Source organism: Cryobacterium sp. CG_9.6, assembly GCF_029893365.1.
In the GTDB taxonomy this organism is placed as follows: domain Bacteria; phylum Actinomycetota; class Actinomycetes; order Actinomycetales; family Microbacteriaceae; genus Cryobacterium.
The window spans coordinates 2,197,310-2,213,757 of the sequence record NZ_JARXUZ010000001.1 but is presented as its reverse complement, the minus strand read 5'-3'; the positions used below and the strand labels follow the sequence as shown (position 1 = coordinate 2,213,757).

14 protein-coding genes are annotated in these 16,448 nt (G+C 64.1%); 11 read left to right on the top strand and 3 right to left on the bottom strand.

From position 1 onward, the window contains the following. The first annotated feature begins 21 nt into the window (after positions 1–21). From secD to H4V99_RS10185, 3 genes are all read left to right on the top strand, one after another. Complete coding sequence (secD, locus tag H4V99_RS10195) at positions 22–1,737, top strand: protein translocase subunit SecD (protein WP_280677950.1); 1,716 nt, start codon at positions 22–24, stop codon at positions 1,735–1,737. Further along, positions 1,737–2,756 (top strand): protein translocase subunit SecF, encoded by a 1,020-nt coding sequence (gene secF, locus H4V99_RS10190; protein ID WP_280677948.1) that lies wholly within the window; start codon positions 1,737–1,739, stop codon positions 2,754–2,756. Before secD ends, secF begins: the two co-directional genes overlap by 1 nt. Before the next feature lie 141 nt (positions 2,757–2,897). After that, the gene (locus H4V99_RS10185) at positions 2,898–5,150 is read left to right on the top strand and encodes a bifunctional (p)ppGpp synthetase/guanosine-3',5'-bis(diphosphate) 3'-pyrophosphohydrolase (protein ID WP_280677946.1); all 2,253 of its coding nucleotides are present in this window, start codon (positions 2,898–2,900) and stop codon (positions 5,148–5,150) included. Here the strand turns inward: H4V99_RS10185 and H4V99_RS10180 are convergent. From H4V99_RS10180 to H4V99_RS10170, 3 genes are all read right to left on the bottom strand, one after another. Further along, the gene (locus H4V99_RS10180; protein WP_280677944.1) at positions 5,147–5,728 is read right to left on the bottom strand and encodes a type IV toxin-antitoxin system AbiEi family antitoxin; all 582 of its coding nucleotides are present in this window, start codon (positions 5,726–5,728) and stop codon (positions 5,147–5,149) included. The genes H4V99_RS10185 and H4V99_RS10180 overlap by 4 nt on opposite strands. Before the next feature lie 118 nt (positions 5,729–5,846). Continuing rightward, complete coding sequence (locus H4V99_RS10175) at positions 5,847–7,079, bottom strand: DUF349 domain-containing protein (protein ID WP_280677942.1); 1,233 nt, start codon at positions 7,077–7,079, stop codon at positions 5,847–5,849. Positions 7,080–7,173: 94 nt separating this feature from the next. After that, positions 7,174–7,974 carry a peptidylprolyl isomerase gene (locus tag H4V99_RS10170; RefSeq protein WP_280677940.1) on the bottom strand — a complete coding sequence of 267 codons (801 nt, stop codon included), beginning with the start codon at positions 7,972–7,974 and terminating at the stop codon, positions 7,174–7,176. A gap of 86 nt (positions 7,975–8,060) precedes the next feature. Here H4V99_RS10170 and H4V99_RS10165 point away from each other — a divergent pair, with 86 nt between their 5' ends. From H4V99_RS10165 to H4V99_RS10130, 8 genes are all read left to right on the top strand, one after another. Continuing rightward, positions 8,061–9,401 (top strand): replication-associated recombination protein A, encoded by a 1,341-nt coding sequence (locus H4V99_RS10165; RefSeq protein ID WP_280677937.1) that lies wholly within the window; start codon positions 8,061–8,063, stop codon positions 9,399–9,401. 204 nt (positions 9,402–9,605) lie between these two features. Then, positions 9,606–10,235, top strand: a complete 630-nt coding sequence (gene rpsD, locus H4V99_RS10160; RefSeq protein WP_280677935.1) for a 30S ribosomal protein S4 — start codon at positions 9,606–9,608, stop codon at positions 10,233–10,235. 98 nt (positions 10,236–10,333) lie between these two features. After that, on the top strand, positions 10,334–10,708 hold the full coding sequence (locus H4V99_RS10155) for a DUF948 domain-containing protein (RefSeq protein ID WP_280677934.1): 375 nt from the start codon (positions 10,334–10,336) through the stop codon (positions 10,706–10,708). Positions 10,709–10,772: 64 nt separating this feature from the next. Beyond that, positions 10,773–10,982, top strand: a complete 210-nt coding sequence (locus tag H4V99_RS10150; RefSeq protein WP_280677932.1) for a hypothetical protein — start codon at positions 10,773–10,775, stop codon at positions 10,980–10,982. A 67-nt stretch (positions 10,983–11,049) separates the two neighbouring features. Beyond that, positions 11,050–13,704 (top strand): alanine--tRNA ligase, encoded by a 2,655-nt coding sequence (gene alaS / locus H4V99_RS10145; protein WP_280677930.1) that lies wholly within the window; start codon positions 11,050–11,052, stop codon positions 13,702–13,704. 3 nt (positions 13,705–13,707) lie between these two features. Continuing rightward, positions 13,708–14,178 (top strand): Holliday junction resolvase RuvX, encoded by a 471-nt coding sequence (gene ruvX, locus H4V99_RS10140; RefSeq protein WP_280677928.1) that lies wholly within the window; start codon positions 13,708–13,710, stop codon positions 14,176–14,178. A gap of 2 nt (positions 14,179–14,180) precedes the next feature. After that, positions 14,181–15,569: an endolytic transglycosylase MltG gene (gene mltG, locus H4V99_RS10135; RefSeq protein WP_280677926.1), complete on the top strand. Its 1,389-nt coding sequence runs from the start codon at positions 14,181–14,183 to the stop codon at positions 15,567–15,569. Positions 15,570–15,571: 2 nt separating this feature from the next. Beyond that, on the top strand, positions 15,572–16,444 hold the full coding sequence (locus H4V99_RS10130; RefSeq protein WP_280677924.1) for a shikimate dehydrogenase: 873 nt from the start codon (positions 15,572–15,574) through the stop codon (positions 16,442–16,444). The last annotated feature ends 4 nt before the right edge of the window (positions 16,445–16,448 follow it).

Sequence of the window (16,448 nt, the reverse complement as noted above, 5' to 3'; positions counted from 1 at the left end):
CACAGAAAGCTGAGTTTCAAGGTGGCTAAGTCGTCCCCGGCCAAGAAGGCCTGGCGTTCCCTCACATGGCTTGGCGTGATCATCGTCGGCCTCATTGCCTTCAACGCCGTTGGCGTTCTGAACGGGAGTGGTTCGTGGGCGCCCAAGCTCGCCCTCGACCTCGAGGGTGGCACGCAGATCATTCTCGAGCCCCAGGTGGCCGCCGGTGAAACGGTGTCCCAGGAACAGCTGAATCAGGCCGTGTCGATCATCCGGCAACGCATCGACTCTGCTGGTGTCTCCGAGTCGGAGATCAACACCCAGGGTGGCCAGAACATCGTGGTGTCGATCCCCGGAACACCGGATGACGCCACGATCAACCGCATCGAGTCCTCGGCCAAGCTGGAGTTCCGGCCTGTCCTCGTTGCAGGGGCGCCGTCCACTGCCGCCATCGGTGCCGATGGAACCGCCACGCCCACGCCGGCGGCCACGGTGGATCCGAGCTTGTCGACCACCCCATCCGTCGAACCCACCAATGGCAGCGACCTCAACTGGGTCACGCCTGCGCTGCAGGCTCAGTACGAGGCCTTCGACTGCGCCAACATCGATACCAACAACGTTGCTCCGGCCGACCAGCCGCTCATCACCTGTGAGGCGGACGGCTCCGCGAAGTACATTCTGGGTCCGGTCGAGGTTGATGGCGCAAACATTACCGATGCCACCAACGGCCAGCAAGTCGGCCAGAGCGGAACACCCACCGGTCAGTGGATCGTCAACATCTCCTTCAACGGTCAGGGCGCCGATGAGTTCCTGGGAGTCTCCAGCCGCCTCATCGCTCTCCAGCCTCCGCAGAACCAGTTCGCCGCCGTGCTCGATGGCCAGGTGATCACCGCCCCGCGCGTTCAGGGAGTAACCGACACACCCCAAATCTCCGGTAACTTCACGCAGGATTCCTCCAAGGCACTCGCCGACCAGCTGAAATTCGGCGCGCTGCCCATCAGCTTCACGGTGCAGAGCCAGGACACCATCAGCGCGACACTCGGGTCCACGCAGCTGATCAACGGCTTGATCGCCGGCCTGATCGGGCTCATCCTCGTGGTGATGTACTCGCTTGCGCAATACCGCCTGCTGGGCCTCGTGACAGTGGCTTCACTGTCCGTTGCGGCCGTCATTACCTATCTGCTCATCACGATTCTGTCGTGGCGCGAAGGGTACCGACTGTCGCTGGCCGGAGTGGCCGGTCTGATCGTGGCCATTGGTATCACGGCCGACTCCTTCATCGTGTACTTCGAACGAGTGCGTGACGAGCTCCGCGATGGTCGTGGACTCGAGTCCGCCGTCGAAGCCGGCTGGAAACGGGCGTTCCGCACCATCGTCGCCTCCGACGTCGTCAACTTTCTTGCGGCTGCCGTGCTCTTCGTGCTCGCTGTCGGTAACGTTCGAGGCTTTGCGCTCACCCTGGGTCTCACCACGGTGGTCGACCTTCTTGTGGTGAGCCTGTTCACCCACCCCATGCTTCAGCTCATCGCTCAGACCCGATTCTTCAACGAGGGCCATAAGCTCAGCGGGCTGGACCCCCGAGCACTTGGCGCCGTCTACCGAGGTCGCGCACGCTTTGTGCCGTCCGTGGCCGTACCCGGAACCAAATCCGCTTCGTCCAGCCGTGAGGCAGCGAAACGACAAACCATCGCCGAGCGCAAAGCGTCCGAGCTTGTCGGCTCCGCACGGGATTCGTCGACCGACGGGAAGGATTCCTAATGGCCAGCTTTTCCAAGTTTGGAAATGATCTCTACACGGGCGAGCGGTCGTTCAATATCGTGGGGCGCCGCAAGCTCTGGTACTCGATTGCCGCCGTTATGATTTTCATCGCAATTGTGGGGCCATTTGCCCGCGGTGGGTTCGTGTTCGGTATCGAGTTCACCGGTGGCAGCGAGTTCGTGGTCTCCAACGTGTCCAGCCAAGACCAGGTCATCGCAACGGATGCCGTGGCGAGCGTTGTACCGGAAGCGGTTCCGAAGGTATCGACCGTGGGCGAAACAGAGGTCCGGATTCAGACCGACCAGCTCACCAGCGATGACAACCGCGCCGTGCGCAATGCTCTCGCAACGGCCTATGACGTTCCCGCCACCGACGTGACGGCGTCGTTCATCGGCCCGTCGTGGGGTGCAGACATCACCGGTCAGGCGCTCCGCGCACTCGTCGTCTTCCTCGTGCTGGCCGGTGCGATCATGGCCATCTACTTCCGCACCTGGAAGATGTCCGCTGCCGCCATGGTGGCTCTCCTGCACGACCTCGTGATCACTGCCGGTATCTATGGCATCACCGGCTTTGAAATCACCCCGGCCGCCGTGATCGGGTTCCTCACGATTCTCGGCTACTCGCTCTATGACACCGTGGTGGTGTTTGACAAGATCCGGGAGAATACCAGCGAGGACGGACCCGGTTCCCGGCGCACGTTTGCAGACTCGGTCAACCTCGCCGTCAACCAGACGCTGGTGCGGTCGATCAACACCTCTGTTGTGGCCGCGCTCCCGGTGGCCTCGATTCTGTTCATCGGTGCGTTTGTGCTGGGTGCCGGAACGCTTCGGGACATTTCCCTGGCCCTGCTGATCGGGATTCTCGTGGGAACATACTCCACGATCTTCATCGCTGCCCCGCTGTATGCCCAGCTGCGCACCCGCGAGCCGGCAACCAAGAAGCGCGACAAGAAAGCGTTGGCGGCCAAGGCGAGCGCCGTGACTGCGGATGCTCCGGTGTCGGGCGAAGTAAACGCCTGACCCTAGTCCGAGTGAAAAAGTGAGAAGAAACGGGACCGTTCGCGGTCCCGTTTCTTGTATGGTGCGTGGCCAGCCATAATTGGTACATACCGTAATGCTTTCGCGGTCCACGATCTCTATGGCCAGGATTAAGGTGAAGCGATGACTGACACCACCACACCATCCCCGGCTTCGTTGCGGCGGCTGGTGCCCCGCATTTTCTCGCGTGCGCAGCCCGCGGGCGCCGTAGACACGCTCATCAAGACCGTGCGTCTGCACCACCCCAAGGTGGACCTGTCGATCATCGAACGGGCGTACACCACGGCAGAACGCGCTCATGTGGGTCAGGTGCGGCGGAGCGGCGAACCGTACATCACGCATCCGGTGGCCGTGGCCCAAATTCTTGCCGACCTCGGGATCGGCACGAAGACGATTGCTGCTGCTTTGCTGCACGACACCGTCGAGGACACCTCGTACACCCTGGATCAGTTGCGCGCCGACTTCGGCGACGAAATCACCATGCTGGTGGATGGCGTCACCAAGCTCGACAAGGTGAAGTACGGCGACTCCACGCAGGCCGAGACCGTGCGCAAAATGATCGTGGCCATGTCAAAAGACATCCGCGTGCTGATCATCAAGCTTGCCGACCGCCTGCACAATGCTCGCACCTGGGGCTTCGTTCCGGCCGCGTCAGCCGTACGCAAGGCCACCGAAACCCTGGAGATCTACGCACCCCTCGCACACCGCCTGGGCATCCAGACGGTCAAGTGGGAACTTGAGGACCTGTCCTTTGGGGTGCTCTACCCCAAGCTCTATGCCGAAATCGAGAGCCTTGTTCGCCAGCGAACGCCGCAACGCGAAGAGTTCGTGCAAAACATTATTGACACGATTAATGACGATCTGAAAGCAGCGCGGATACGCGGCAAGGTCGCGGGGCGGCCCAAGCAGTATTACTCCATTTACCAGAAGATGGTGGTTCGAGGTCGCGACTTCGATGAGATCTATGACCTCGTGGGTATCCGGGTTCTCGTCAACTCGGTGCGGGACTGCTACGCGGTTCTGGGTTCTATTCACGCCCGCTGGACGCCACTACCGGGGCGATTCAAGGACTACATCGCAACCCCCAAATTTAACCTATACCAGTCCCTGCACACGACCGTCATGGGTCCGAGCGGTCGCCCGGTAGAGATACAAATTCGCACTCAGGAGATGCACCAGCGTGCCGAATTCGGTGTCGCCGCGCACTGGAAGTACAAGGACCAGGTCAACGGCAACAATTCGGGGATGGGCCCCAAGAGCGACACCGACATGGCGTGGCTTGCCCACATCTCGGACTGGCAGGCCGAGACGGCGGACCCCGGAGAATTCCTGGACTCCCTGCGCTATGAAATCGGCGCGAAGGAAGTGTATGTCTTCACGCCCAAGGGGCGTGTGATTGGTCTTCCGTCCGGAGCGACACCCGTGGACTTCGCCTACGCCGTGCACACCGAGGTAGGGCACCGCACCATGGGGTCCAAGGTCAACGGGAGGCTCGTTCCGCTCGAGAGCACCCTGAACACCGGTGATGTCGTGGAGGTCTTCACCTCGAAGAACCCCGACTCCGGTCCGAGCAAGGACTGGCTCAACTTCGTCAAGAGCCCACGCGCGCGGAACAAGATTCGCCAGTGGTTCACGAAAGAACGCCGTGACGAGGCCATTGAACAGGGCCGCGATGCCATTGCCCGCGCGATGCGCAAGCAGAACCTGCCGCTGCAGAAGCTCATGAACCAGGATTCCTTTGCTGAGGTTGCGGCGGTCCTCAAGTACGAAGATGTCTCCGCGCTCTACGCCGCTGTTGGTGAAGGCCATGTGTCGACGCAGTCCGTGCTCGAAAAAGTGGTCTCGTCGGTGCAGAGCATCGAGGAGAGCGATGTCAGCGACTTCCCCGTGGCACCGCGCGGTCATACTCAGGCGCCACGCACGAGTGATTCGGGCGTACTTGTTCGCGGAGCGCCGGACATTTTGGTGAAACTTGCCCGCTGCTGTACCCCCGTACCCGGGGACAAGATCGTGGGCTTTGTCACCAGGGGCGCGGGAGTTTCGGTGCACCAAGCGTCATGCCACAACGTGCAGTCGCTGCTCAAAGAGCCTGAGCGCATGATTGACGTTGAGTGGGCGCCCACCTCGAAGAGCCTGTTCCTCGTGCACATTCAGATCGAGGCGCTGGACCGCTCGGGCCTGCTCTCCGATGTGACGCGGGTGCTTTCGGAGCACCACGTGAACATTCTGTCGGCCACGGTGAACACCTCCAGCGACCGCCTAGCGCTCAGTCGCTTTGTGTTCGAGATGGGGGATATCACGCACTTGGATCGTGTCCTCAACGCCGTGCGTCGCATTGATGCGGTCTACGACGTGTACCGGGTGAGTGACGGCTAAAGCGCCCCGGAACGGTGCCGAGCGGCCACCAGATCGAACCGGGCGAGTGCCCGTGCTCGGTGTGGGGTTGCTCGGCATGCACAGGCTAGCCTCGCCTCCGTTTCATCGCTGAAGCCGCCATAGGTGAGAAGTTGCCCGAGGACCTGCGTGAGCGCTGACTCGTCGGTCTCGACGCTCCACCGTGCCAGATCCACAGCCGTGCGCAGGGGACTGGTGACCCGGATGCCGGCCAGCAGGCGGGTGTCTGCTGCCGGGCAGGTCACCTCCCGGATGTGCACGTGTGCCGAGGGCGGAAGGTGAGCCCTGGCGTGCACGTCAACGCACAGTTCGTGCACAGCGGGCTCGGGAAGCACGCCGTAGACCCACGCGGCACTGGCTCGCTCAACGATGCCGCGGGGAGGTACCAGGGGGCCGAGTGAAGCCGCACGGAGTGCCGGGCTCTCCACCTCATCGATCGGGCACCAGCAGGCGCCCAGCGGATAGACCTCGCCGTCCAGGCGGGCACACATGAGTTCGGGCAACGGAATGTGCCCGGGATCCGAACCCGGATGCACTGCGGCAAGAAATTGATGCGTCATAACGCACAGAATGCCGCCCCTCCGCCGTTCCTGCCGCAGTGCGGCAGGAATCTGTGGAGAAACGGCATTCGGTGTGCCTGTGGTGAGGCGGTGAATCGGTGTCGCTCGGGCCGAGTGGTTACTGGCCGATGGCCTTGAGCCACGCCTTGCGTGCCTCCAGAGCTTCGGTGGCCTCGGCGATGGTGGCCGCATCCTTGCTCGCCTGCGCCTTGACCAGTGCGGCTTCGAGCTTGGCGATGGCATCGTTCAGCTGGCCGGCAAGACCCTCGGTGCGAGCCTTGGTCTCGGGGTTGTTGCGCTGCCAGTGGTCTTCGTCGAGCTTGCGCACAACGGCCTCCACCTTGCGAAGACGGTCTTCAATCGGCTTCACCTGGTCGCGGGGAACCTTACCGATGTCGTCCCACTTGCGCTGAATGACGCTGAGCGTGTCGCGGGCCTTGGTGCGGTCGGTCACGGTGAGAAGAGTTTCTGCCTCGGTGACGAGCGCCAGCTTCAACACCAGGTTGGCGTCGTACTCCTCGTTGTCGATGGCTTCAACCTCCGACTTTGCGGAATACAGCACATCGCCGGCAGCCTTGAACTTCGCCCACATGGCGTCGTCCTGCTTCTTGCCGCTGCGACCAGCCTTCTTCCACTCTTCGAGCAGGTTCCGGTAGGTTGACACGCCATCGGCACCCTTGTCGGCCAGTCCCTCGGCCTGTTCGATCAGGGCCTGCTTGCGGGTGCGGACATCCTTGTGGGCGCTGTCCAGTTCGGCGAAGAATGCCTTGCGGTTCTGCTCAATCGTGGTGCGGGCCGCCCGGAATCGCTTCCACAGGTCGTTCGCCTCACCCTTGGGAATGCGGGGAGCGTCGTGCTGGTGTGCCTGCCACTTGGCGAAGAGCGCATCGAGAGCGGCACTGGTCTGCTTCCACTGCGTCTTGGCAGGATCCTCGGCGGCGAGGCGCTCGGCCTCATCAACGATGGCAGCGCGCTCGGCGACGGCAGCGGCAGAAGCCGCCTTGGTCTCCACGCTCTGCTGCTCGGTGAGTTCCGTGACGGCACCACCCAGAGCCGCGAGGCGCTCGGCGAGTGCGGCAAGGTTGCCCACGGCGTTGGCGGTCGCCACGGCCGTGGTGAGGTTGGCGACAGACTTGGCAACGTCTGCGGCCGGAGCCCCGCCCTTGGCTCGCTGCTCAAGCAGTGTCACCTGACCGTTGAGTTCCACGTATTTGCGCTCGAAATAGGCCAACGCTTCGGCGGCCGTGGCGTCGGGGTACTGACCCACGGCACGCTCGCCCGATGCTTCACGGACGTAAACCGTGCCGGTTTCGTCTACGCGACCCCATGGTTGCTGATCTGTCGTAGTCAAGAGGCTCACCCTGCTGCTTTCGTTGTGGGTCCCGGAGGGGACTAGTACATACTTCTCTAAGCCTATTGCAAGCCAGGGTGCAGTTTGCGTGTTCCTACTGAACCGTTATGCCGGTAATTGTCGTGGGAACCGCGGGGGCGCCGTCGGTGGAACCGTCGCTCGTGCCGGCATCCGTGATCGTGGCCTTGAGTTCGTCCAGCCCGCTGGTGACCCGGCCAATGACCGAGTACCCGCCGGCCGTGTCGGCGCCGATGGTGGTGTCGTCATACACAATGAAAAACTGGCTGCCCTGGCTGAAGGCGCTATCGCCCTGACGAGCCATCGCGAGCGTGCCGGCCGGGTAGACGTTATCAACCGGGGCGTTCTCGACCGGGCCGTAGCGGTAGTCCGGGCCGCCGGTGCCGTCGCCGTTCGGGTCGCCGCACTGCAGCACGAAGAAGCCGTCGGTCGTGAGTCGGTGACAGGCTGTTCCGGCGTAGAAACCACTCTGGGCCAACGAAATGCTGGAGGACACGGCCTGGGGAGCGGCAGCGCCGTCGAGCTCAATGCCGAGCGGCACGTCATTGAGTGTGAGGGTGCCGGTCCAGGTGCGGTCCTCGGCGATGGTGCCCGAGGGCACGTCGCCGCTGTTCTCCACCGTGGCCGGGGTGGGCGTGGCCGAAGCGGATGCCTCGGCGCTATCGGTGGGAGCCGGTGTGCCGGGGCCGCCGTTGAAGTAGGCCACCTGGGCGACAACGAGCAGGGTCAGCACCACGACGAGGCCGGCACCGGCCACAATGTTGTCGCGTACCCGACGCTTCTGCTGGTTCTCATGAACATCGCGCCGGGCCTGATATGCCCGGGTGCGGGCTCGAGACTCGCGTGCTTCGCGATCGTGCTTATAGTTCTGTGCCACTTGCGAGCCTCCAGGAAGCTGGGAACGTCGGTCCAACGGCTCCACGCGAGCCTCGTTGAACTCTACGCACAAACTACGCTGGAGGAATGTCGGATGCTCAACCGGGTCTGCGCACGGGCGCAACCCCCCTTGCTGTACGAATGCGCCCGAAAACCCTCGACGAGGTGGCCGGTCAGCGCCACCTGCTCACTCCCGGTTCGCCGCTCGTGAGTCTGGCGAGTGACAAAACCGGTGAGCAGGGCTCGGTGTCCGTAATTCTGTGGGGCCCGCCCGGCACCGGTAAAACAACCCTGGCCCAGGCCATTGCCCACAGCTCCGGGCGCCGGTTCGTGGAACTGTCGGCGGTGACCGCCGGGGTGCGCGATGTTCGTCAGGTAATGGAGGAAGCCCGCACCAGCCGCGACCTGTACGGGCTCTCGACCGTGCTCTTTCTCGACGAAATCCACCGTTTCTCGAAGGCGCAACAGGACGCGCTCCTGCCCGGTGTCGAAAACGGCGTCATTATTCTTGTTGCCGCCACCACCGAGAACCCCTCGTTCTCCATCATCTCTCCTCTGCTGTCGCGGTCCCTTCTGTTGACACTCGAAACCCTGGGTGATGACGACCTCGGTATTGTGGTCGACCGCGCGGTGAGTGACCCGCGCGGCCTCGCCGGCCGCTTTGAGCTGGAGCCGGAGGCCCGCGCTGCCATTATTCGGCTCGCCTCGGGCGACGCGCGCCGTGCCCTCACGGCGCTGGAGGCGGCATCCGTCTCTGCGGCCAGCACGGTGGCCGATGGCGACGTGTCGGTGCCGGTCATTACGACCGAGATCGTGTCGCTGGCCGTTGACCGGGCCCTCTTGCGCTACGACCGCAACGGCGACGAGCACTACGACGTGATCAGCGCCTTCATCAAATCCGTGCGGGGGAGCGACGTGGATGCCGCGCTGCACTACCTGGCGCGCATGATCGAGGCGGGGGAGGATCCCCGCTACATTGCGCGGCGAATCATCATTCTTGCCTCCGAAGACATTGGGATGGCCGACCCGCAGGCGCTCGTGATCGCCGTGGCCGCCGCCGACGCCGTGCAGCTCATCGGCATGCCGGAGGGGCGCATTCCCCTGGCACAGGCCGTGGTGCACCTGGCCACGGCCCCCAAATCAAATGCGTCCTACATGGCCCTGGACGCGGCGATCGCCGACATCCGCTCGGGCAAGATGGGCCGAGTACCCAAGGGAATGCGCGATGCGCACTACCCGGGCGCCAAGCGGCTCGGCCACGGCAAGGGCTACCTGTACCCGCACAATGATGCCCTCGGCGTGGTGACGCAGCAATACCCGCCCACGGAGCTGACAAACGTGCGCTACTACGAGCCTACGGAACACGGCAACGAGCGGGAAATATCGGCGCGACTGGCGAAACTTCGACGCATTGTGCGCGGCCAGTAGTGGCTGCCACCCGCGCCCGCTCTGTGGTAACCTGAACTCTGCCTACAACTGGTTTTGGCATGCGGCTGCGTCCGATTCCAGTTTGGATGGGTTTGCCCTGTAGCCGGGCTCCCCGTGGCAACCATCCCTCTGATCTCCCATGACGCCCCACTTCGCTGTGTGCGGCGCCCTGGTATCCCTTGTTGGTTCGATTGAAAGGAAACCGTGTCTACCAAGTCACGTACCCGCAGTAAGACCCGCCTCTCGCGCGCGCTGGGCATTGCCCTCACGCCGAAGGCAGCCCGCTTCCTTGAGAAGCGCCCCTATGCACCGGGTGAGCACGGCCGTACCAAGCGCAAGACCGACTCGGACTACGCCGTTCGCCTGCGCGAGAAGCAGCGCTTACGCGCCCAGTACGGCATCCGCGAAGCCCAGCTCAAGATTGCCTTCGAGCAGGCTCGTCGTCGTCAGGGCCTGACCGGTGAGAACCTCGTCGAGATCCTCGAGACCCGTCTCGACGCCCTCCTCGTTCGTTCCGCCATTGCCCGCACCACGGCACAGGCTCGTCAGATGGTTGTGCACCGTCACATCCTCGTTGACGGAGAGCTCGTTGACCGGCCCTCCTTCCGCGTGAAGCCGGGCCAGCTCATTCACGTCAAGGCTCGCAGCGAGGGCATGGAGCCGTTCCAGGTTGCCGCCGCCGGCGGACACGTGGACCTGCTCCCCAAGCTTCCCCCGTACCTCGAGGTTGAGCTCGACAAGCTGCAGGCGCGTCTCGTGCGCGCACCGCTGCGCGTCGAGATCCCCGTGACGTGTGAAGTTCAGCTCGTCGTTGAGTACTACGCAGCTCGCTAGCATCAACTGAAGTACGCTGAAGGGCGGATCACCTCCGGGTGGTCCGCCCTTCTTTGTGTCATCCCGTCGTGACGTCTAATGGAAATGGTTGGTGTTTCGTGTCAGGTGGAGATATTGCCGGGCTGATCGGTGCCGGCGTGTTCGCAATTCTGGTCGCCATCATTGCTCTGCCGCTTATCAAGCTGGGTCGCGTCTTTGATGAGACCACGGTGGCCATTCGTGAACTCAGCGCGAGTGTGACGCCGCTGCTCGCCGAAACCACCGAGACCCTCGCGCAGACCAACGCCCAGTTGGCCAGGGTCGACACCATTACGAGCAATGTTGCGGATGCCACGGGCAATATCTCCGCGCTCGTGGCCCTTTTCGCTGCCACGGTGGGCGGGCCGCTTATCAAGCTGGCCGGGTTCACTGCCGGCCTTCGGGCCGCCTTTCGCGTCGGTAGGCCCTCCGCCTCCCGGCGAGAGCGAGCATAGACCAGTACTCTGAAGTGAGCGCCGTTTGCTATCGGTGCTGCATACCAAAAATAAGGGAGCTCCTGTGAAAAACTTTATCTGGCTGGTTGTGGGTGTCGCCGCCGGTTTCGTTGTCGCCCACGAGGTGAACAAGTCCCAGCAGGGCAAGCAATTCTTCACCGATCTTGATGCCAAAGCGCGTGAGTTCGGTGAGGCCATCTCAGACGGCTACCGCCAGCGCGAAGCCGAGCTTCACGCGGCCCTCGGCGACGCCGACGAGATCGCTCCCCGCTAGCTTCTCGCGCACCACGCACTCTTTTTACGCTCCTCGTTATTCACGCACCACCAAGGCTACGGACACCATGCAGACTGCCGACATTCGCGGGCGCTGGCTCGACTTCTTCGCCGATCGCGGACACACCGTCGTGCCCTCCGCCTCCCTGGTGAGCGATGACCCCACCCTTCTTTTCACCGTTGCCGGCATGGTACCTTTTGTGCCCTACCTCACCGGACTCGTCCCGGCGCCGTACAAGCGCGCCACGAGCGTGCAGAAGTGTATTCGCACCAACGACATTGAAGAGGTGGGCAAGACCCCGCGTCACGGCACCTTCTTCCAAATGAACGGCAACTTCTCGTTCGGTGATTACTTCAGGGAAGAAGCCATCGGTTTCGCTTGGGAGCTGTTGACCACACCGGAAAACCAGGGCGGTTACGGCTTTCGGGAACAAGACCTGTGGGTGACGATCTACCTCGACGACGACGAGGCCTTCCGCTACTGGCGCGCCATTGGCGTGCCGGAAAACCGCATTCAGCGTCTGGGTATGGAATCCAACTACTGGTCCACCGGCCAGCCCGGACCGGCCGGCCCCTGCTCGGAGATCTTCTTCGACCGTGGCCCGGCCTACGGCGCTGACGGCGGCCCAGCCACCGACGATGACCGGTACGTGGAGATCTGGAACCTCGTCTTCATGCAGTACCTGCGCGGCGATAGCACCGGCAAGAGCGACTTCACGATTCTGGGCGACCTGCCCAGCAAGAACATTGACACCGGCATGGGGCTTGAGCGCGTGGCGTTCCTCAAGCAGGGCGTCGAGAACATGTACGAGATCGACCAGGTTCGCCCCGTCCTGGACCGGGCGGCCGCGCTGTCCGGTCGTCGCTACGGAGCCGATCACGACGACGACGTGCGCATGCGCATCGTTGCCGACCACGTGCGCTCCTCCCTCATGCTGATGAGCGACGGTGTGATGCCGTCCAATGAGGGTCGCGGCTACATTCTGCGCCGTCTGCTCCGGCGCAGCATTCGGGCCATGCGCCTGCTGGGCGTCGATTCCACGAGCCTGCCCGAGCTGCTGCCCGCCTCCCGCGACGCCATGAAGTCGTCCTACCCCGAGGTCTTCACCGACTTCAGCCGCATCAGCCAGGCCGCGTACTCCGAAGAGGAGACGTTCCTGCGCACCCTGGCCAGTGGCAGCGCCGTGCTCGACTTGGCCGTGGCCAAGACCAAGACGGCCAACAAGACCGAACTGGCCGGGCCCACCGCCTTCCTGCTGCACGACACGTACGGCTTCCCGATCGAGATCACCCTCGAGATCGCGGAAGAGGCCGGACTCACCGTGAACCGCGACGCCTTCGACACGCTCATGACGAAGCAGCGCACCATGGCCAAGGCCGACGCCAAGTCCAAGAAGACCCAGCTTGCCGACCTGGGCGTGTACAGCGCGTTCCGTGCAGCGGGGGAGACCCTGTTCACCGGCTACGACGAGATGCAGCACGAGTCAACCGTGCTGGGACTCATCGTTGACGGCATCTCGGTGACGAGCGCCGTGGCCGGCGAAACGGTGGAAGTTATTCTTGCCGAAACAGCCCTGTGGGCCGAGTCCGGTGGACAGGACGCGGATGCCGGCCTCATTGTGGGCGCTGGGTACGAGCTTGAGGTACGTGACATTCAAAAGCCCGTCAAGGGACTGATCAGCCACACCGTGATGGTTCGTTCCGGCGAGGTGGGGGTGGGCGACGTGGCCACCAGCATCGTCGACGCCGACTGGCGTCGCGGAGCGCGTCAGGCCCACTCCGGTACGCACGTGCTGCACGCGGCTCTGCGTCAGGTGCTCGGCCCGAACGCGCACCAGTCCGGTTCCTACAACAAGGCCGGATTCTTTCGGCTGGACTTCTCCTGGAACCAGGCGCTCTCACCCGCGACCCGCAGCGAGATCGAAGAAATCTCCAACAACGCCATCCGGGACGACCTGCCCGTGACCACGCGGGAACTGCCACTCGCGGAGGCCAAGTCGCTCGGTGCCATGGCTCTGTTCGGCGAAAAGTACGGCGACCGCGTGCGCGTGGTTGACATTGGCGGACCCTGGTCGCGCGAACTCTGCGCCGGAACCCACGTGTCGAGCAGTGCCGAGATCGGCATGATCAACCTCACCAGCGAAGCCTCGGTGGGTTCAACCAACCGCCGCGTCGAAGCCCTGGTGGGCCTCGAAGCCTTCCGCGACCTGGCCACCGAGCGCGCGCTCGTCTCCCAGCTCACGGCCAGCCTCAAGACACCCCGCGAGCTTCTTCCCGAGCGCATCAGCGACCTCGTGCAGAACCTCAAGGCCGCCGAGAAGAAGATTGCCGCCTTCGAGTCCCGCGCCCTCACCGAGCGTGTTCCCGCACTCCTGGCAAGCCAGACGCGGGCCGGCTCGATCACCCTCGTGGCGAAAGACCTGGGCGTGCTCAACTCGGCCGACGACGTGCGCATGCTCGTGACGGCAACCCGCGAACGCCTGGGTGCAGACCCTGCAGTCGTGGCTCTCGCCGCCACCGTGAGCGACAAGCCGGTCGTGATCGTCGCCACCAACCAGGCGGCCCGTGATGCCGGACACAAGGCCGGTGCACTGGCCAAGCAGGTGGCAGGAATTCTCGGCGGTGGCGGTGGCGGCAAGGACGACCTCGCGCAGGGCGGCGGCGTCAACGCCGAAGCCATCCCGGTGGCCCTCGCCGCGGTTCTGACCACCGTCTCCCGCTAAGTCATGCGGTCGGGTGTACGCGTCGGAGTTGACGTAGGCAAGGTGCGCATCGGGGTGTCCCGAAGCGACAACCACGGAATGCTCGCCATGCCGGTTGAGACCGTCAGTCGCGACGCCGCCGGGGTGAGCGACATTGCTCGGCTGCTGGCGATCGTGAGCGAATACGATGCCGTCGAGGTTATTGTGGGGCTCCCGCTGGCGCTGTCGGGTAACCACACGGCGTCGACAGCGGATGCCGTGGGTTTCGCCGAGACGCTGGCTCTCGCTCTCACCGTTCCCGTGCGACTGGTCGACGAGCGACTCTCCACGGTGTCGGCTCAGTCGGCGCTGCGGGCATCGGGTCGCTCGGCCAAGACTCAGCGCCCGGTCGTCGATCAGGTGGCCGCGACTATAATTTTGCAGCATGCGCTCGACAGCGAGCGTTCATCGGGCAAGCCTGCCGGCTCACCCGTTGATCTGAGCGGAAGGCCCTAACCGTGCCCAGCACTCCCGGCGAGCAGCCGATACCCTCTCGTCGTTCGCTGCGCCTCGCGCAGCAGGCCCAGGAAGAGGCTGAGCGGTCGGCGAACGAAGCGGCCGAACCGGTAGCGGCCGCCGAGTCCGAACCCGTGCCGGAACCCGCGTCGGCCACAGTGCCAGAAGAGGCTCCGGAGCCAGAGCCCGAGCCGGCGGCAGAGTCCGACGAGGTGCAGCAACTCTTCGCAGCGGATGCCACCGAGCCAAGCCGCGCCGACCAGCGTGCTGCCAGCCGTGCCCGCCGTCGTGCCGAGATCGCCGGCGAGCCACCACGCGAAAAGAAGAGTCACAAGGGGGCCTGGGGCTGCCTCATCGCCCTCGTCGTGATTCTGGCGCTCCTGGCCGCCGGTGGCTTTGCGCTCCGGGACCCCATCACGCAGCTGATCGCATCCGTGCAGGGGCCGGCCGACTACACCGCCGAGGAAGCGGCAGCCGGCACCGAGACCATGATCATGATTCACTCGGGTGATTCCGGCTCCGATATCGCGGACACCCTGGTGGGTGAGGACGTGGTCAAGGGCTACACCGCCTTCTACAAACTGCTGTTGGCCACCTCGCCGGAACCCGTTTTTCAGCCGGGTGCCTATCAGCTGAAGACCAAGATGACCGCGGCATCCGCTCTGGAGACGCTGCTGGACCCCGCGAGCAAACTCGACCAGACGGTGGTTATCCCCGAGGGGACCGCCGAAAAGGTGGTGCTCGAGTCACTGTCCGAGGGTACCGAGATTCCCCTCGCCGACCTGCAGGCGGCTGCGGCCAACGTGGGAGACTACGGCCTGCCGGCCGAAGCAACCACGCTGGAAGGGTTCCTGTTTCCGGCCACCTACACGTTCACACCCGGCATAACCGCGTCAGAAGCCATCAAGACGCTCGTGGATCGGCAATTTGAGGCGCTCGACAGCGCCGGCGTGGCACCGGAGAACCGGTGGTCCACCATCGTGCTCGCCTCACTCATTCAGCGTGAAGCCGGGCTCCGCGACGACTACTACCGGGTGTCGCGGGTGTTTCTGAACCGGCTCGACCCGGCCCAGTGGGAGAGCGGACTGCTGCAGAGCGACGCAACCGTGGCTTACGGAACCGGCAACACTCACCTCGTGACCACAACGGATGCCGAACGCAACGATGCGGGTAACCTCTACAACACCTACGCTCGCAAGGGACTGCCGGTGGGACCCATCTCCAACCCTGGCGACCTGGCCATCGATGCCGCACTGAACCCAGACGACGGACCCTGGCTGTTCTTCGTGACCTGGAACCTCGACTCGGGCGAAACCATCTTCTCCACCACGGTGCAGGAGCATGATGCAGCCGTGGTGAAGTGGCAGGACTGGATGAGGGAGAACCGCTAGCCATGCCTCACGCCCCTCGGTTTGCTGTACTCGGCTCACCCATTGCGCACTCACGCTCACCCGCGTTGCACCAGGCCGCGTATCGGGCGCTGGGACTGAACTGGCGCTATGAGGCGCACGAGGTGCGGGCTGGTGAGCTCGAGTCCTTCATTGACGTGCTCGGTCCCGAGTGGCGAGGCCTCTCGCTCACGATGCCGCTCAAGCACGAGGTGCTACCGCTCATTGACGACCTCGATCTGGTGGCCCAGCTGACCGGGTCTGTCAACACCGTGCTGATCACGCCGCCGGGCGGTCCCGGCGGTCCACGTCGGCTCAGTGGTTTCAACACGGATGTGGCCGGTCTCGTGCGTGCCCTGGCCGAGAATGGGGTCACCCGGGCCCGGCATGTGACGCTCCTGGGCGCCGGGGCAACGGCAAGTTCGGCGGTCGTGGCGGCGGCGGAACTGGGTGCGGCCGATCTCGCCGTGATTGTGCGGGACCCCACGCGCGCGCTCGCCCTCGTAGAACTCGGTACAAGAGTGGGCCTCACCGTGACGGTGTCGCCCCTGACCGAGCTTGCTCAGGCCCAGTCCACGAGTGATCTGGTCATTAGCACGCTGCCGGGCGGCAGCACCATTTCGGGAGAATTCCCCACCGCGCTCCGCCGGCATGTTCCGCTCTTTGACGTGGCGTATTCGCCCTGGCCAAGCGCGCTGGCCATGTCGTGGCAGGCCAGCGGCGGCACCGTATTGTCGGGCCTCGGCATGCTGTTACACCAAGCTCTCATTCAAGACCGCATCTTCGTGGGCGGTGACCCCCTCGTGCCCCTCGACGGCGAAGACGAGGTGCTCGCGGCCATGCGCGGCGTCTTGACCCGTGACCCTGTGGAAGGATAGGAAC

Coding starts and splice junctions, on each gene's coding strand:
- secF (WP_280677948.1), top strand. CDS start 1,737: ATGGCCAGCTTTTCCAAGTTTGGAAATGATCTCTACACGGGCGAGCGG.
- H4V99_RS10185 (WP_280677946.1), top strand. CDS start 2,898: ATGACTGACACCACCACACCATCCCCGGCTTCGTTGCGGCGGCTGGTG.
- H4V99_RS10180 (WP_280677944.1), bottom strand. CDS start 5,728: ATGACGCATCAATTTCTTGCCGCAGTGCATCCGGGTTCGGATCCCGGG.
- H4V99_RS10165 (WP_280677937.1), top strand. CDS start 8,061: ATGTCGGATGCTCAACCGGGTCTGCGCACGGGCGCAACCCCCCTTGCT.
- alaS (WP_280677930.1), top strand. CDS start 11,050: ATGCAGACTGCCGACATTCGCGGGCGCTGGCTCGACTTCTTCGCCGAT.
- ruvX (WP_280677928.1), top strand. CDS start 13,708: ATGCGGTCGGGTGTACGCGTCGGAGTTGACGTAGGCAAGGTGCGCATC.
- H4V99_RS10130 (WP_280677924.1), top strand. CDS start 15,572: ATGCCTCACGCCCCTCGGTTTGCTGTACTCGGCTCACCCATTGCGCAC.